Genomic DNA, 16,631 nt, shown 5'->3' with positions numbered 1-16,631 from the left:
TCTGTCGATGTCGTCGGTGACTACTACTTGATTTCGAGGTCGCCGTGCCTGGAGCGACTCTGCGTGTTCACAATGCAGACAAGTTCGGTCGACCGACAACTTGCAGACCTATGCCTTCCGCGACGGCGACCACCTGGTGATCACGTTTCAATTCTGGCGTGAGGCGCCTTTGCTCGATCATCCCGAGCATGCGGGTCAAATCTTCGAGGTCCAGATCGCGCCTGCGGAATTCACGGGAATTCTCGAAAACCTCGAGGCAGCTCTCCAGGTTGTCGGAGCCAGAGGCTGATGGCGCCGGTGGTTCAAGCGGGTTCCTCGATGTCGCTCCACCGGTGGGCGAGCTGATGCGCACCGTCCGGTGGATCCTGGCCACCGACACCGCCCTCGGTGCCGCGGCCACCGCCGTGAGCACCCCGATTCTGGCCGCGGCGGCGCGCTTGCGGCGGTGACGCCGCGCGCGGCAGGCGTGGCGGGCCGCAGCGCCCGGGAATCCGTGGTCCCGGTCTGCCTGTACGGCGAATCGGGGTGTGCGACAGTAGGGCGTGGGCAGGCGTGTGCCGGGGAATCTCCCGGCGGAGGTGACCAGCTTCATCGGTCGCGACGACGATGTCGCGACGGCGAGGAAGCTGCTCGGTGGGACGCGGGTGCTCACGCTGACCGGGGTGGGCGGCGTCGGCAAGACCCGGCTGAGCAGACGGGTCGGCGCCGTGGCGCGGCGGGCGTTCCCCGACGGCGTGTGGCTGGTGGAACTGGCCCACGTGAGCGACCCCGATCTCGTCGCCTCGACCGTGGCGCGCGAACTCGGCGTGCGCGACGACACCACCGCGCCGCCTGCCGCTCTCATCGCACACCTGGCCGAGGCCGAGCTGCTGCTGATCCTGGACAACTGCGAGCACGTGATCGGCGCGTGCGCCGCACTCGTCGACCGGCTCGTTCCCGCGACCACCGGCCTGCGCATCCTGGCGACCAGCCGGGAACCGCTCGGCGTCCCCGGTGAACAGATCCTGCCGGTGGCACCGCTGCCCGTCCCCGAGCACACCGATCTCGACAGCCCGGCGACCCGGCTGCTCGTCGACCGCGCCACCGCCGCGGACCCGAACTTCGGACAGCGCGCCACCGACGCCGTGACCCTGGCGGCGATCTGCCGCCGCCTCGACGGCATCCCGCTCGCGCTGGAACTGGCGGCGCTGCGGATGCGGATGTTCACCCCCGACCAGGTGCTGGCCCGCCTCGACGACGCGATGGGGCTGCTCACCACCGGACCGCGCGCCGCGCCGGAACGCCAGCAGACGCTCGCCTCGGCGATCCGCTGGAGCTACGACCTGTGCACCCCGGACGAGCAGCGGCTGTGGGAACAGCTGTCGGTCTTCGCCGGCGGCGTCGACCTCGCCGCCGCCGAAGCGGTGTGCCGGGTCGGCCCACCGCCGATCCTGCTCGACGCCCTGACCGGGCTGGTCGACAAGTCCGTGCTCGGCTACGGACCCGGCGCCGACGGCGCGGCCAGATACACGATGCTCGAACCGCTGCGCCAGTTCGGCGGTGACCGGCTGCGGGCGCGCGGCGACGAATACGCGGTCCGCCTCGCCCATCGCGAGTACTACTACCGGCTCGCGCGGCGCGGGCGCGCCGAGTACTGGAGCGCAGCCGACACCGCCTGGTTCGGTGACGTCGCCCGCGAACACGCCAATCTGCGTGCCGCACTGCAGTTCTCGCTCGACGATCCCGCCGGCGCGCGCCGCGCGCTCGAGCTCGCGACCGAGCTGTGGCCGTTCTGGGAACACTGCCACCTGCTGCTCGAGGGCTACCGCTGGCTGTCGGAGGCGCTGGCGAAGGACTCCGAACGCACCGTCGTCCGGGCGAGGGCGCTGGCGGCCTCCGCGGTCATCGCCGCCATGCGCTCGGAGACCGCGACGGCGGCGGAGTTCGCCCAGGCGTCCGCGGCGATCGCCACCGAGAACGGATCGGCGCGGGTGCTGGCCGAAGCCGAGATGGCCGGTGCCGTCCTGGCTTTCGGGGCGGGCGAGCTGCGCGACGCGCTCGACATCGCCGTGGCCGTGTCGGTGTCGGCGCACGAGTGCGACCACCCCCGGGTGGAGATGGAGAGCCTGGCCTTCGCCTCGGTGTGCGCGCTGGCCCTCGACGACCCACTCGCCGGCGCCCTCGCCGACCAATTGCTGGCCCTGACCACCGAGCACGGCTCCCACCTGCTCGGCGGACTCGCCCACTGGGCGGTCGGCACCCAGCGGCGCCGCGACGGCGACCCGCGCGAGGCGGTCGCCGCCCTGCGCCGATCGATCGAGCTGTTCCGGCTGTTCGACCGGTGCGCTTGGATCGCCACCAGCGTCGACGGCCTGGCCTGGGCCGCCGCCGACGAGGGCGACCTCGACCGCGCGGCGCGGCTGATGGGCGCGGCGTCGGCGATCCGCCGCGGCAGTTCGCAGCGGCTCGCGCACACGATGACCCAGCTCATCGGTGGCCCGATCCGCGACCGAGTTCAGGACGCGCTCGGCGCGCGCGAGTTCGCCGCCCGCTTCGACGCCGGGGCCGCGCTGGCGATCGAGGACGCCGTCGACTACGCGATGGACACTGCACCGACCGCGGACACCGCCGGCGAACCAGCCGGCCTCGACGTGCTGACCCGCCGGGAGCGCGATGTGGCCCTGCTGATCGCCCGCGGCCACGGCAACCGCCGGATCGCGCAGGAACTGGTGATCTCGATCCGGACCGCGGAGAGCCACGTCGACCACATCCTCACCAAACTGGGCTTCACCTCCCGCACCCAGATCGCCGCCTGGGTCAGTCGCGTCACCGTGTGACGCACTGTTCGTTCTCCGTAGTCGCAGCCCGCGATCTCCGTAGTTTCCGCGATTCCCGCGCGCCGCCGGGACGGCAAGGTGAGGCCGACAGCGCAGCGAACAGCAGGGAGGTGGCCCATGACGGTCGACGAGCGCACCATGCCCGGGTCGACGGCACACACCGGTGGCACACCGGCCTCGATGATCGAGCGGATGACCCTGATCCTGGACACCTTCGACGGGCCGGCGCCGATGCGCACCCTGGTCGACGTCGCCGACCGCACCGGACTGCCCCGCTCCAGCGCGCACCGCATCATCGACCAGATGATCCGGCTGCGCTGGCTGGCCCACGCCCCCGGCGGCTACCGGCTCGGCACCCGGGCACTGGAACTCGGCGGACTCGCCATCGAGCACAACGAGATCCGCGACGCGCTGGGACCGGTGCTGCACGAGCTGTGTCAGCGCACCGGCATGGTCGCCCACCTCGGCGTGCTCGACGGACCCGAAGTGCTCATCATCGACAAGGCGGTCGGGCGCGGTGCCGCTCCCGTGCCGACGCGGCTCGGCGGCCGGATGCCCGCGCACTGCACCGCGGTGGGCAAGGCGCTGCTGGCCACCCTGCGCCCGAATCTCATCGAGCTGGCCTTCCCGCCGCGTCTGCCGCGCCTGACCACACGCACCATCGCCCGCCGCGCCGAGTTGCACAGCGAATTGGACCAGGTGCGCGGTCATCGGGGCGTCGCGCTCGACCGCGCGGAGTCCATGCCCGGCATCGTGTGTGTCGCGGTGCCGGTCGAGGTCGGCGCGGCGCGGGGCAGCGCGGCGATGTCGCTGTCGGGCCCGATCGGCGGGGACCGCGCACCCGGGACGGGACGGTTGGCGCAGATCCTGGTCGACGCGGCCGACGCGGCCGCGCGGGCGATGGGTACGCCACGCCGGCGATCGCACCAGCGGTGACCCCGGCGGTCGAGCGCGGCACGGAGAGGTGGGTCGGGGCGAGGATGCCCCGACCCACCGATCGGTCGTGGAGTGGTCAGCCGACGAGGTTCTTCCGCAACTTCACCAGCGTGAAACCGTCGATGCCGAGGCCGTCGGTGAGAAACTTGCCGAAACTGCCGTATTCCTGTTCCAGTTTCCGCACCGCGGTGTCGAGATATTCGTCGCGGACCTCCTGCAGGGGGATGAGCAGGTCCGGGTTCTGCATGTAGCCGGCCTGCTTCACCTGCTCCCGCAGCTTCGCGTCCGCGGCGGCACGGAAGTCGTTGGAGCGCAGATAGTCCTGACGCGCCGTCTGCTCGGGCACCCCGACCGCGCGCAGCAGCACATTGGTGAGGAACCCGGTCCGGTCCTTCCCGGACGTGCAGTGGTAGAGCACGGCGCCCTCGGTGGCCGCCAGTTCGCGGATCGTGGCACCGAACGCGGCACGAGAGCCGGCGGCGAGGAAGCTGGCGTAGACGCCGTTCATGATCTTCTCGGCGCCACCGTTGCCCAGCGCGTCCTGCTGCCGCTGCGGATCCTTGGACTGGATGATCTGCATCATCTGGGTGAACAGCCCGGTGTCGTCGATGGGCCGCGCGACCAGCGGCACCCCGGCGGGCAGCCGGTCGGCCCCCATGAACTGCACCTCCCCGGGCGTGCGGAGATCGACCACGGATTTCAGCGAGCGACCGGCCAGGACGGCGACATCGGCGTCGGTCAGTCCGGACAGGGCGTCGGCGCGGATCACCTTGCCGGACTTGACCGTCGCGCCGTCGTAGGTGCGGTGACCGCCGATGTCGCGGACGTTGACCGCGCCCTGCAACGGGATCTGGCCGCCCGCGCTCGGCGCCGCCACCGCCGGCGGCAGGGCGGCGGTGGCGCCGAGGGCGAGAGCGGCGAGTACGGTGGCCATCACGGAGACGATGCTGCGTTTCGTGCGAATTGCTTTCACGGGCAGCGACGCTAACGAGGCGGCCTCGGGGTCGGTGGCGCCACAATCAATGGCCGGGACTGTGGCTTGACACCGCCTCGATCCCGGTGCGGGCGTTGCTCATTCGGCCGCGAGGCCGGGGCGCACGAGAATCTTCACATGCTCCTCGGGGCTGCGCAGGGCGGTGAACGCGTCCCCGACACCGTCGAGGCCGACGCGACCGGTGATGATCGCCTCGGCGTCGATCGCGCCCGACGCCAAGCGGTCCAGGGTGATGTCGTAGGCGTCCCGATAGTCGCCGTGACCGAAATTGACGGCGATACGCCGGAACTGGGGCACCACCGGGGTGAGCGTCTCGGCGGCGAACCCGGCGGCGAGCACCTGGATGCGCGAGTTGAACGGCATCCGATGGGTGAGCTCGTTGAGGATCCCGGCGCGTCCACTGCACTCGTAGGCGATGAGGATGCCGCCTTCGGCCGCGCCGACCACCGGGTCCTCGGCGATCAGGGTGTGCCACACGTCGATCGGGTCCTGCTCGGCGGGATCGACGACGATGTCGGCACCCAGCAGCGCCGCGAGCTCGCGGCGGCGCGGCGACGGTTCGGACGCGATCACCCGTTTCGCGCCGTGCGCCCGGGCCGCGACGATCGCCCCGAGGCCGATGGTGCCGCAGCCGATCACCAGCGCCGAGTCGGCGGAGGTGAGCTGTGACTGCTGGACATGCATCTCGCCCACGTGCAGCGGTTCGGCCAGTGTCGCGTGGTCGAGCCGCAGGGTGTCGGGAACCCTGCGGACCCAGTACGCGTCGACGACGATCGCCTCGCCGAACGCGCCGTGATAGGTGTTGGAGTAGCCGATGATGGTGGGGATGCCGGTATCGCTCTCGGTCGCGAGACCGATACCCGCCACCCGGTCGCCCACCGCGAAATCGGTGACACCCGTGCCTATTTCGGTGATCACACCGGCGTACTCGTGCCCGAGCACCACGGGCCGGTCGGGGTCGAACTCCGCGAGCGGGTAGCCGCCCGCCCGCGCCACCTCGACGAAGCGGCACGCGTCCTTGGACACCGACAGATCGCTACCGCAGATGCCGCAGGCGGCCACGGCGATGCGCACCTGGCCGGGGCCGGTCGCGGGCAGGTCGGGGACCTCGCCGACGGTGAATTCTCCGTCGCGGAATCGTACGGCGCGCATGCTCACGCTCCCGTCGCGGCGTCGGCGCCGTAGTAGTCGGTGTGGGCCTTGGTGATCGCGGTGACCAGCCCGCCGATCAGCGCGTCGCGGTGGTTCTCGGCGAACTGGAGGCTGGCCTGCCGTCCGGCGTTGCGGTTCTTGAAGTGCGGGATCACCTCGGCGGCGAACAGTTCGAAACTGCGTTGGGTGTCGGCCCAGTCGGCCATGTCCACGTGCAGGATCAGCAGCGTGCCGAACCCGCCGGTCTTGTCGATCAGCGCCTGGATTCGGTCGATGGCCTCGTCCGGCGTGCCGATGATCGCCTGCCCGAACTCGCCGAGGGTGTCCTCGCGCCACTGCTCGACGATGCCGCGCGAGGTTCGGGCCCAGTCCGGTTGCTGCCCGGTCTGCCGATGGACATAGGCCGCCATGGACCCGATGCGCCGGGCGACGGCCCGTTCGGCCTCGGCTCGCGACTCGGCCAGGAACATGGGGGTGACCAGCCGCCACCCCGCGCGGTCGGCGCGGTGGCCGTGTTCGGCGCAGGTCTTCTCGTAGACGCCCCAATTGCGGTCCAGCGCGGCGAAACCGGCGGGTGAACCGGCCGCCAGTGACAGCAGGGACAGGCCGTGCGTGCCCGCGAGCACCGAGCCGTTCGGCGAGATGGTGGAGGCCGCGGCGACCTCGAGGCCGGCCGGGTCGTAGGTGGGCAGCTGCGCTCGGGCGTCACGCAGGGTGAACCAGTCGGTGCGCATGTCGACGACCTCGCCCCGCAACAGCCGCACGATCGCCTCGAGCGCCTCACCCTGGCGGCGGCGCTGATCGGAGGGGTCGATGCCCATCATGTGCGCGTCGAGCGGGATCTTGCCCGGCCCGGTGCCCAGGATGACCCGCCCACGGGTCTGCAGGTCGAGCTGGGTGATGCGGTCGACGGTGATCAGCGGATGGTGGTACGGCAGCGAGGTCACCCCGGTGCCGAACCGGATGCGCTGCGTGCGCTCGGCCGCCGCGGCGATGAAAACATCCGGGGCGGGCACGATCTCGGCACCGGTGGAGTGGTGCTCACCCATCCACGCCTCGTCGAAACCGAGGTGGTCGAGATGCTCCATCAGATCGAGATCGCGCCGCAGCTGCAGTGCTGGGTCGGCGTCGAGGGGATGGTACGGGGCCAGGAAGGCGCCGAATCTCATCGAACTGGGGCTCCACATGGTGCGTCTCCTCGTCGAAACGGTGCCGCGAGCGGACCCACGGCGTCGTGCCCACCTTCGGTACCGGACACCCCGATCCAGTACGGCGCCTCCCGGTCACCGGGAACCTTCGCGAGACCGGTGGGGCGCTACGGGTCGACGGCGGTTACGTCGACTCGATCCTGCCCTGAGAGCCGAGCGTTCGGGCCTCGCTCGGATCGGTCGCTGATCATTTTTGCTTGCGCGTGCTAGTTTTGCTCGGGTAAGCAAAAATGGTTCGCTGAGTGGAGGGTCGGTCGTGACATACGCGCCGGACAGGGAATCGCTGGGGGCGCGGCCGGTCCCGGCGTGGTACCGGAAAGCGAAGCTGGGGATCTTCGTGCACTGGGGCCTGTACTCGGTGCCTGCCTATGCCGAGCGCACCGAGGCCGACTACACCGCGTTCATGCGGGACCTGACGGCAGGGAAGACCACGGCGGACCGGATCCCGTACGCGGAGTGGTATCGGAACTCCCTGCGGGTACCCGGCTCACCGACCGCGATCCATCACGCGGCGACCTACGGTGACGCGTCCTACGCCGAGTTCGGCCCGCCGTTCGAACAGGCGGCGCGCGACGTCGACTTCGCCGGGTGGGCAAGGGTTTTCGCCGAGGTCGGTGCGCGGTACGTCGTCCTGGTCACGCGCCACCTCGACGGCTACCCGCTGTGGCCCACCGCGGTCGAGCATCCGTACCGCCCGCGGAACTCGGGTGCGGGCCGTGACCCGGTCGGCGACCTGACGCGGGCGGTCCGGGCGGAGGGCCTGCGGATGGGCCTGTACTACTGCGGTGGGATGGACTGGTCGTTCCGGAAGGACCCGATGCGGACCATGACCGACCTCCTCCGCCACCAGGCGCTTGGCCCCGGCTACGCCCGCTACGCGGCGGCGCAGTGGCGCGAACTGATCGACACCTATCGGCCCTCGATCCTGTGGAACGACATGGGCTGGCCCGCGGAGGTCGACCCGCACGAGATCATGGCCCACTTCTACGACACGGTCGACGACGGCCTCGTCAACGACCGCTGGGTCCAACCCGCACTGCCGGGCAACCGGGTGGCGCGCGCGGTGTATCTGCGGTTCCTCGATGTGGCGCTGAAGGTGATGGCCGCGCGTGGCACCGAGATTCCCGAACCGGCCAAGAACTTCCATTACGACATCGAGACCCACGAATACACGCCCCCTGCCATCGCCCCGGCCGGCGCCTGGGAGCTCACCCGCGGGCTGGGTCGCTCGTTCGGTTACAACGCGCAGGAGACCGCCGCCGACACCCTCACCGGCGCCGAGCTCATCCACCTGTTCGCCGACGTGGTCGCCAAGGGCGGGAATCTGCTGCTCAACGTGGGCCCCGACGGCGCGGGGCGGATCCCGGAGCTGCAACTGGCGCCGTTGCGCGCCCTCGGCGCATGGCTGGCCAGGAACGCGGCCGCGATCTACGACACGACGCCGTGGGAGCGGCCGTCGACCACGACCGCCTCGGGCGCGCGGGTCAGGTTCACCCGCGGTGCCGACGGCACGGTTTTCGCGATCGTGCTCGCGGACCAGCCCGGTGGTGCGGTGATCCTCCGGGATGTCCGGCTACCGCCTCCCGGCACGGTCGGGCTCGTCGGCGGGCAGGCCGAACTCGAGTGGCGCCAGGACGGCACCGATCTGGCGATCGACCTGCCCTCCGAGGCGCCACCGCAGCGGCACGCCTACGTGCTGGCGATCGGCCCGCGATGAGGAAGCGGACGGTGCCGACGGCGATCGAGCGCGCCCGCCGCGCCCAGATCGTGCGGGCGGCGATCGACACCATCGCCGAGAACGGTTATGCCCGTGCGTCGTTCAGTGCCATCGCCGCCGCCGCGGGGCTCAGCAGCACGGGCCTGATCTCCTACCACTTCGCGAGCAAGCAGAACCTGATGACCGAGGTGCTCGGGACGATCATGGCCGACTTCACCACCTTCGTCGCCGCGCGCACCGACCACGGCACCCCGGCCGAACGGCTCGCCGCCTTCGTGACCGCCAACTGCGCGTTCATCCGCGAGCACCGCAATCACCTGGTGACGATGCTGCAGCTGCAGACCGTCGCCGCTGACCCCGAAACCCGTGACAGGCAAGCGGATTCGGATCGCGCGAAGCTGGCCGACCTGTTGGCGGAGGGGCAGCGCGCCGGCGACTTCCGGGCGTTCGATCCGGACCTGATGGCCGGGTTCATCCTCTCCCTCCGCAACGGCGTCATCCTGCGCGCCGCCGCCCGTCCCGACTTCGACCTGAGCGCCTGCGCCACCGAACTGCTCGCCACGATCCAGCTCGCGACCGCTGCCCCGCGGGACGCGGCGTCCTGAGGTGTGCTGTCGCACCGCCGATGGCGGGTCAGCCGGGTCAGCTGATGGCGACGGTGCCGTCGAAGACCAGGGGAGTGGGCCCGGGGAGGCAGTCGCGGAACGACGTGGTCGGCATCGGCGTGCCGTAGCCGATCATGTCGGGGGCGCCGTCGCGGCCCTTGGTGACCGTGATCTGGATGGCCATCGAATCCGGGGCGAAGATCATCACCGGTTCGGTCGTGGTGATCGGATAGACCAGCGAGACCGTGTCGCCCTGCACCCGCAGACAGGTGACGGGTCCGGTGACCTTCACCGGCAGCGGCATGTCGCCGAGCTTTGCGGTGGCGACATAGGTACCGGTGGCGGGACCGTCGCCCTGCCCGGTGGCATCGACGTGCAGGATGTTCATTCCCATCACCTGCATGTTCCCGTCGATGACCACCGACGCGGGGGCCGCGGCCGCGTGCCCTGCCGCCGCGACGGCCGCCGTGGCGGCCGCCGCCGCGCCGATACCGAGACGCACTGACCGTGTCTTCATGAGCAGACCTCCGGATCGTAGGGATGTGCGGCGCGTGTACCCGGCATCCCCGCGGCAAACCATCGAGGCCCGCGGTGGTCGGGACGCCGATCCGCCCGGCGGCGGCGTCAGCCGTGCCGGCGGCGGTAGGCCGCGGCCGCTCCTGGGTGCAGCGGGACGGTGCCGGTGCCGATGAGGAAGCGTCCGTCGAGGAACTGCGTACCGGCCGCCTCGGCGGGAACGAGCGCGTCGGCGTGCTGGACCAGCAGGTCGACGATGGCGCCCGCGGTCTCGTCGGGCAGGGTGACGGTGGCGAGGAGTAGATTCGCCACCCCGATCGTGTGGACCGCCGGACCGCCGGGGTAGGCGTCGGCCGGAATCGCGACGCGGTCGTAGACGGGCCCGTAGGCCTCGCGCATCGGGCCGGCCAGCTCGCCGAGATCGAGCAGCCGCATGGGATCGGGCACGGTGAGCGCGGCGGTCGGCACGCCACCGGCCCACAGCAGGGCGTCGATGGTGCCGTCGGTCAGTGCCTGGGCGGCCGCCCGCAACGGTTGGTGTTCGATGATGACGTCGGCGGGGTCGAGTCCGGCCGTGCTCAGCAGGCGCTCGCCGGTGGCGGCGGCGCCGGAGCCGGCGGCACCGAGATTGACGCGGCGGCCACGCAGGTCGCCGACCCGGGTGAGCGGGCCGTCGGCGCGGACCGCCAGCTGCAGATAGTTCTCGTACACGCGGCCCAGCGCCACCACGCGCCCGCCGAAATCGCTCGCCGAGTCGGCCAGCGCCAGTGCCGCGTCGACCTCCCCGTCGGCCACCATCCGCAGGTTCTGCTGCGAGCCCGCGGTTTCCACCGGTTCGATGCGCAGGTCGCCGGTCTCGCGCGCGGCGGACGCCAGCAGCCGGGCGAAGGCGAAGTAGAACCCGCCGTCCTCCCCGGAGGCCAGCCGGACCGTCGGCGGGCTGTCCGCACCGCAGCCGAACACACCCGCCGACGCCAGCGCGGCCAGGGCCAGCATCCGGCGGCGGCTGATCCGCGCCGCGCTCATCGCGCCACCGCCGGGACGCGGACCGCGACGGCGAGACCGTGCGGGCGCACCGCCTCGACCGTCAACTCGCCGCCGCGCGCCTTGGCCAGGGCCTGGGCGATCGACAGGCCCAGACCCGTGCCGCCCGCGGCGGCCGCGGAACCGCGGAAGAACCGGGCGGTGAGCCGGTCGAGTTCGTCGAGGGCGACGCCGGGGCCGTCGTCGGCGACGCGCACCGTCACCGCGCCCGCCTCGGGCGACACCGTGACGACCGTGTGCGCGCCCGATCCCGCGTACCGGCACGAATTGCTCAGGGCCACATCGAGAATCTGGGCGAGCGCGGCGGCGCTGATCGCGGCGACGGAGCGCTCGTCGCCCGGCCCGGCGGCGCAGGACGGCGGCGCGGCGCTGAGCCGCACCCCCGCCTCGTCGAACGCGGAGGTCCACGCGTCGAGGCGATCGGCGACGACCTGCGCCGGATCGCAGTGCTCCGCGGCGGAGGCCGTCGTGCCGAAGGCCGCGGGTGTCTCGGCGACGGCCAGCCGCAGCAGGTCGTCGAGCAGCGCGGTGAGCCGTTCCACCTCCGCGGTGGCGCCGCGGAAGGTCGGCGCCGCGGCGGCGGGGACCGCCGCTTCCAGCGAGTCGAGCCGAATCGTCAAGGCGGCGAGGGGATTCCGCATGGCATGGGCGGTGTCGGCGACGAGCTGATGCTGCGCGTCCGCGGAGTCGGCCACGGCGGTGGCCATCGCGTCGACGGACTCGGCCAGGGCCCTGACCTCGGGTGGTCCGCCGTAGCGCCGGGTGATCGGGGCGCGCCCGCGTGGTTTGGGCAGGGTCGCGGTGAGGTCGGTGACCGCGTCCGACATGGCGGCCAGCGGGAGCAGTACCCACCGGCTCAGCACCAGTGCCAGCAGCACGAACACCACCATCGCGCCGAGCGCGCCGACCGCGATCACCGCCCACATCCGGGCGATCGCGGTGCGCGCGGCCGCCGTGGACGCCTCGATCACGACGGCGCCGTTCACCTGCACACCCGTGCCGACCGGGCGCGCGATGAGCATGTCCGGCGCGCCCCAGGGCGTCAGCCGGTCCACCTGTTGGGGCCGCTGGTTGCGCCGGGCCGCGGCCACGGCGGCCCGGATCCGTGGATCGTCCACCGCGACACCGGCATTGACGATCGGCGCGCCGCGGGCATCGACGACGAGCACGTTCTCGCCGTACAGCTCGTGATAGCGGGTGACCTCCTCGGCCAGCGCCCGCACGCCGCCCGCCGACCCGGCCGCGTCGGCCAGGGTGGCGAAGCGGTCGGCGTCGCCGGAACGGCCGAGCACCAGCTGCTGGGTGCGGCTGGTCGCGGCGGTCAGCGACAACGGCACGGCGAACGCCAGCACCGCGAGGGCGGCGAAGACGGTCAGCGCGCTCAGCAGCCTGCGCCGCACGGCGGTCCTCCGGTGCTCACTCGCCCCACCGGTAGCCGTAGCCGCGGATGGTGGTGATCAGGCCCGGACGGCCCAGCTTGGCGCGCAGCCCGGTCATGTGGACATCGAGCGAGCGCGAGACCGCGACGAACGCGTCGCCCCAGATGCGGTCCATCAGCTGCTGCCTGCTCACCGCCGCGCCCGGTCGCTCCACCAGCACCTCGACGAGCTCGAATTCCTTCTGGGTCAGCGCGATCGGCGCTCCGGCCACCTCGACCACGCGGGCCCGCAGGTCCACCCGGACATCACCGGTGACGACCTCCGTCCTGGCCCGCACGGCGACGGCGGCGGCCCGGCGCAGCACGGTCTCGAGCCGCGCCATCAGCTCGGCGATGCGGGGTGGCTTGACGACGTAGTCGTCGGCGCCGCCGCGCAGACCGCGCACGATGGACCGCTCGTCGCTGCGGGCGGTCAGGATCAGTACCGGGATCGCGCTGACCTCACGCAGTTGGCGCAAGATCTGCAATCCGTCGGCGTCGGGCAGCCCGAGGTCGAGAAGCACGGCGTCGTAGTCGCGGTGGGCGATGAGCAGATCGGCGCCGCGGCGCAGCCGTTCGGCCCGGTAGCCCCGCGCGGACAGCGCCTCCACCAGGGCGTCGCCCACTCCGTCGTCGTCCTCGACCACCGCAAGCCGCACGCGCCGATCCTCCCACAGGGGCAGGACCGGCGCGGATGCCGGACGGTCAGCCACGCACGGCGGCCATCGCCGGTTCCGGCTCGACCGGGTCGGCCGCGACGGTGCCTTCGGCGTCGATGGTCGATTCGGTCGAGGTCTCCCGCATGAAGTAGTAGGTGAGCAGCGAGATCGCGACACACCCGGCGACGTAGAAGAAGTACAGCGACTCCAGACCGGCCTTCTTCAGTGCCAGCGCGATCATCTCGGCGGTGCCGCCGAACACGGCGACGGTGAGCGCGTAGGGCAGTCCGACGCCGAGCGCGCGGATCTTGGTCGGGAACAGTTCGGCCTTCACGATCGAGTTGATCGAGGTGTAGCCGGTGACGATCACCAGCGCGGTCATCATCAGGCCGAAGGCCGCGAACGGGTTGGACGTGTGCGCGAGCACGGACATGATCGGCACCGTCAGCAGCGTGCCGGCGACGCCGAAGAAGATGAGCAGCTTGCGGCGACCCACCCGGTCCGACAGACCGCCCGCGATCGGCTGCAGCACCACGAACACCAGCAGCGCGAGGAAGTTGATCCAGGCGACGGTGTCCTTGGAGATGCCCGAGGTGTTGATCATGAACTTCTGCATGTAGGTCGTGTAGGTGTAGAACGCCACGGTGCCACCCATGGTCAGGCCGACCACCAGCAGGCATTCCCGCGGGTACTGCAGCAGCACCCGCAGCGAGCCGCGCGCGCTGCTCGTGGCCGCGGCGGTGGACTCGGCCGACCCCGCGATGGCCTTGAACGAATCGGATTCGTCCATCCCGCGTCGCAGCAGCATGACCACGATCGCGCCGCCCGCCCCGATCAGGAACGGGATGCGCCAACCCCAGCTGTACATCTGCTCGGCGGTGAGCACCTGCTGCAGGACGATCTGCACGCCGAGGGCGGTGAGCTGGCCCGCGACCAGGGTCACGTACTGGAAGCTGGAGTAGAAGCCGCGGCGGCCGGGCGAGGCCACCTCCGACAGATAGGTGGCGCTGGTGGCGTACTCGCCGCCGACCGAGAGGCCCTGCAGCAGCCGGGCCATGAGCAGCAGCACCGGAGCCGCGATGCCGATGGTGCCGAAGCCAGGGGTCACCGCGATCATCAGCGATCCGGCGGCCATCACGGTGACCGACAGCGTGAGCGCGGCGCGGCGGCCGAACCGGTCGGCGTAGCGCCCGAGCGCCCAGCCGCCGATCGGGCGCATGATGAAGCCGACCGCGAATACGGCGGCGGTCGAGAGCAGCTGCGCCGTGGGATCGCCGTCGGGGAAGAACGCCTTCGCGAAGTACACGCTGAACGCGGCGTAGACGTACCAGTCGTACCACTCGACGAGGTTGCCGATCGAGCCGCGCAGCACGTTCGCCACCACTCGCCGTTCTCCACCGGCCTGTGTCGTTGTCACCTTGGACCTCCTCTGTCGGCGCGGCTTTGCGCCGTCGGAGACCACTGTGTCGGCTGTCACAGGCCGGACGGAAGCCGCGCGGGAGGTTCCTAACGTTCCCTTAGGACGATCGCGGGATCAGCTCTGCGCCGGGTAGTTCTCGGTGCGGAGCAGGCGGGCGAGGTGGGCGGCGTTGCGCGCCATGGTGCGAGTCGTCGCGCGGACCGGGTCGGGTGTTTCGGACAGGTCGACGTAGTCGACGCCCTGCATGGACTCCCCGTTCCAGTACGTGCAGCCCTGGGCGGGGATGGTGAATCCCACGTCGTCGAGCGCCGGGCCGGATGTCGAAGTCGGCGATCCGGACCGATTCACCGTCGACGCCGTGGCCGGTCAGCTCGTCGAGGGCCTGATCGGCGAGCAGGGCGCTGCTCGAGGCGGCGGGTGAGGGCTCGAGGGTGCAGACCAGGGCGACAGCGGACAGACGGGTGCTCATGCGGGCTCCTTCGACGAGGTTCGACCGCGGGACGAATCGAGCGCCGCGCCACGCCGACGTCGTTGGCGGCGCGGTGCGGCGCTTCGACTCGCCCCCGCGGTTTGCCGGTGTCGACACCGTGTACCGAAATGAATGGACCGCCGGCGCCCGTATGCATCCGGTCGCCCGACTTCCACGCAGCGGTGATTCCCGGATCGGTCCCCGTGAAACGGGCCGATGATCATCGGCGCGCGGAGCGGCGGCGTTCGAGCAGGGGCCGCACCAACCAGGTCACCACGAACAGCGCGCCGAACAGCACGCCGGCCACCACCGCGGCCAGCGGTCCGGCGACCACGTCGAAGAGCAGGACGGCGACCCCGACCAGCGCGACGCCGAGCAGGGCCAGTCCGCCCAGCGCCAGCTGATGCGCCGTGTCGACGAGCCAGGCGAGCTGATGCCGCCGGAAGACGATCCGGTGGGCCGCTACCGGCGCGACCAGCAGCGCGGTCGCGCCGATCGACGACGACAACACGATCAGGTACAGGACCCGCATCGGTGTGTTCATCGCCTCGAAGCGCGGCTGGAACGGCAACACGATCAAGAACCCGGTCAGGAGCTGGACACCGGTCTGCACCACCCGCAATTCCTGCAGTAGCGACGACCAGTTCCGGTCGAGGCGTTGTGTCTCGTTCTCGCCGCGGGCATCGAGATTCCAGGCGGAGTCGTCCATCGGTCATCACCTCGCGCTGCGCTTTTCCTGATCGCCGGCCACAGGGCGGACATACCCAGTTCCGGGCTGTCGGCACGGCGCCGATTCGGATGCGCGCGGCCGGGTACGCGCGCCCTGTGAACGAGCCGACCGAGGAAAGGTGGTCACCATGGCCGTCTGCGACACCTGCGGCAACGAGTACGCCCGGGCCTTCACGGTGAGCCGCGACAGCGAGAGCTGGACTTTCGACAGCATCGAATGCGCGGCGTCGAAGATCGCGCCCAGCTGCGCGCACTGTGGCTGCCGGGTCCTGGGCCACGGCGTGGAATCCGCCGACACCGTGTACTGCTGTGCCAACTGCGCCCGCCACGCGGGTCACGACGCGCTGGTCGACAGCGCCTGAACCCCGAAGTCGAGGAAAGGAACATTCATGCCCCAGCACACCCTGACCGGAAAGCGCGTCGCCATTCTCGCCACTGACGGAGTGGAACAGGTCGAACTCGTCCAGCCGCGCGCCGCGGTGGAGGACGCCGGCGCGACCACCGCTCTGCTGTCCCTGGAATCCGGCAGTATCCAGGCGATGAATCACGATGTCGAGAAGGGCGACACGTTTCCGGTGGACCAGGTCGTCGCCGAGGCGAGCCCCGACGATTTCGACGCGCTTCTGCTCCCCGGCGGCACGACCAATCCGGACAAACTCCGGCAGGATCCGTCGGCGGTCGGCTTCGTGAAGGAATTCGTCGCCACCGGAAAACCGATCGGCGTGATCTGCCACGGGCCGTGGACGCTGGTGGAAGCCGACGCCGTACGCGGCCGGACGCTCACCGCCTATCCCAGTGTGCGCACCGATATCCGCAATGCGGGCGGCACGGTGGTCGACGAGGAAGTGGTGACCGACAACGGACTCGTCTCGAGCCGGAATCCCGATGACCTTCCCGCATTCTGCGCCAAGATCGTCGAGGAATTCGCCGAGGGCAGGCACTGACGCTC

At 71.1% G+C, this 16,631-nt stretch carries 16 protein-coding genes and 1 pseudogene; 7 read left to right on the top strand and 10 right to left on the bottom strand.

The annotated features are described in order from the left end of the window. The first annotated feature begins 100 nt into the window (after positions 1–100). From DFR69_RS25095 to DFR69_RS25085, 3 genes are all read left to right on the top strand, one after another. Positions 101–289, top strand: coding sequence for a hypothetical protein (locus tag DFR69_RS25095; protein WP_110040068.1), 189 nt, complete (start codon positions 101–103; stop codon positions 287–289). Positions 290–578: 289 nt separating this feature from the next. Continuing rightward, positions 579–2,816 (top strand): ATP-binding protein, encoded by a 2,238-nt coding sequence (locus DFR69_RS25090; protein ID WP_110040117.1) that lies wholly within the window; start codon positions 579–581, stop codon positions 2,814–2,816. 117 nt (positions 2,817–2,933) lie between these two features. Next, complete coding sequence (locus DFR69_RS25085; RefSeq protein ID WP_110040067.1) at positions 2,934–3,752, top strand: IclR family transcriptional regulator; 819 nt, start codon at positions 2,934–2,936, stop codon at positions 3,750–3,752. A 76-nt stretch (positions 3,753–3,828) separates the two neighbouring features. Here the strand turns inward: DFR69_RS25085 and DFR69_RS25080 are convergent, their stop codons facing one another. The 3 genes from DFR69_RS25080 to DFR69_RS25070 all read right to left on the bottom strand — a co-directional run bounded on the left by DFR69_RS25080 (position 3,829) and on the right by DFR69_RS25070 (position 7,085). Beyond that, the gene (locus DFR69_RS25080; protein ID WP_110040066.1) at positions 3,829–4,686 is read right to left on the bottom strand and encodes a tyrosine-protein phosphatase; all 858 of its coding nucleotides are present in this window, start codon (positions 4,684–4,686) and stop codon (positions 3,829–3,831) included. Positions 4,687–4,824: 138 nt separating this feature from the next. Continuing rightward, on the bottom strand, positions 4,825–5,898 hold the full coding sequence (locus DFR69_RS25075) for an alcohol dehydrogenase catalytic domain-containing protein (protein WP_110040065.1): 1,074 nt from the start codon (positions 5,896–5,898) through the stop codon (positions 4,825–4,827). A 2-nt stretch (positions 5,899–5,900) separates the two neighbouring features. Next, on the bottom strand, positions 5,901–7,085 hold the full coding sequence (locus DFR69_RS25070) for an LLM class flavin-dependent oxidoreductase (protein ID WP_110040064.1): 1,185 nt from the start codon (positions 7,083–7,085) through the stop codon (positions 5,901–5,903). Between the two features lie 277 nt (positions 7,086–7,362). On the opposite strand from DFR69_RS25070, the gene DFR69_RS25065 reads away from it, so the two are divergent. Both DFR69_RS25065 and DFR69_RS34600 read left to right on the top strand, forming a co-directional pair. After that, positions 7,363–8,823 (top strand): alpha-L-fucosidase, encoded by a 1,461-nt coding sequence (locus DFR69_RS25065; protein ID WP_167456393.1) that lies wholly within the window; start codon positions 7,363–7,365, stop codon positions 8,821–8,823. Between the two features lie 11 nt (positions 8,824–8,834). Then, on the top strand, positions 8,835–9,428 hold the full coding sequence (locus DFR69_RS34600; protein WP_167456392.1) for a TetR/AcrR family transcriptional regulator: 594 nt from the start codon (positions 8,835–8,837) through the stop codon (positions 9,426–9,428). Between the two features lie 37 nt (positions 9,429–9,465). Here the strand turns inward: DFR69_RS34600 and DFR69_RS25055 are convergent, their stop codons facing one another. From DFR69_RS25055 to DFR69_RS25025, 7 genes and pseudogenes are all read right to left on the bottom strand, one after another. Next, positions 9,466–9,945 carry a hypothetical protein gene (locus tag DFR69_RS25055; RefSeq protein WP_244198444.1) on the bottom strand — a complete coding sequence of 160 codons (480 nt, stop codon included), beginning with the start codon at positions 9,943–9,945 and terminating at the stop codon, positions 9,466–9,468. Between the two features lie 107 nt (positions 9,946–10,052). Further along, positions 10,053–10,970, bottom strand: coding sequence for a TAXI family TRAP transporter solute-binding subunit (locus DFR69_RS25050; RefSeq protein WP_110040061.1), 918 nt, complete (start codon positions 10,968–10,970; stop codon positions 10,053–10,055). Continuing rightward, positions 10,967–12,388, bottom strand: coding sequence for a sensor histidine kinase (locus tag DFR69_RS25045; protein ID WP_110040060.1), 1,422 nt, complete (start codon positions 12,386–12,388; stop codon positions 10,967–10,969). Before DFR69_RS25045 ends, DFR69_RS25050 begins: the two co-directional genes overlap by 4 nt. A gap of 16 nt (positions 12,389–12,404) precedes the next feature. Further along, positions 12,405–13,064 (bottom strand): response regulator transcription factor, encoded by a 660-nt coding sequence (locus DFR69_RS25040; protein WP_110040115.1) that lies wholly within the window; start codon positions 13,062–13,064, stop codon positions 12,405–12,407. Positions 13,065–13,110: 46 nt separating this feature from the next. Beyond that, positions 13,111–14,481, bottom strand: coding sequence for an MFS transporter (locus DFR69_RS25035; protein WP_110040059.1), 1,371 nt, complete (start codon positions 14,479–14,481; stop codon positions 13,111–13,113). Positions 14,482–14,598: 117 nt separating this feature from the next. Next, positions 14,599–14,953, bottom strand: a pseudogene (locus tag DFR69_RS25030) (hypothetical protein). A 220-nt stretch (positions 14,954–15,173) separates the two neighbouring features. Further along, on the bottom strand, positions 15,174–15,662 hold the full coding sequence (locus DFR69_RS25025; RefSeq protein ID WP_110040058.1) for a DUF6328 family protein: 489 nt from the start codon (positions 15,660–15,662) through the stop codon (positions 15,174–15,176). A gap of 148 nt (positions 15,663–15,810) precedes the next feature. Between DFR69_RS25025 and DFR69_RS25020 the strand changes: the two genes are divergently transcribed. Continuing rightward, positions 15,811–16,044, top strand: coding sequence for a hypothetical protein (locus DFR69_RS25020; RefSeq protein WP_110040114.1), 234 nt, complete (start codon positions 15,811–15,813; stop codon positions 16,042–16,044). 27 nt (positions 16,045–16,071) lie between these two features. Beyond that, positions 16,072–16,626, top strand: coding sequence for a type 1 glutamine amidotransferase domain-containing protein (locus tag DFR69_RS25015; RefSeq protein WP_110040057.1), 555 nt, complete (start codon positions 16,072–16,074; stop codon positions 16,624–16,626). Positions 16,627–16,631 lie beyond the last annotated feature (5 nt).

The organism is Nocardia neocaledoniensis, assembly GCF_003182135.1.
Lineage (GTDB): Bacteria > Actinomycetota > Actinomycetes > Mycobacteriales > Mycobacteriaceae > Nocardia > Nocardia neocaledoniensis.
This window is presented reverse-complemented; position numbering and strand designations above follow the sequence as displayed.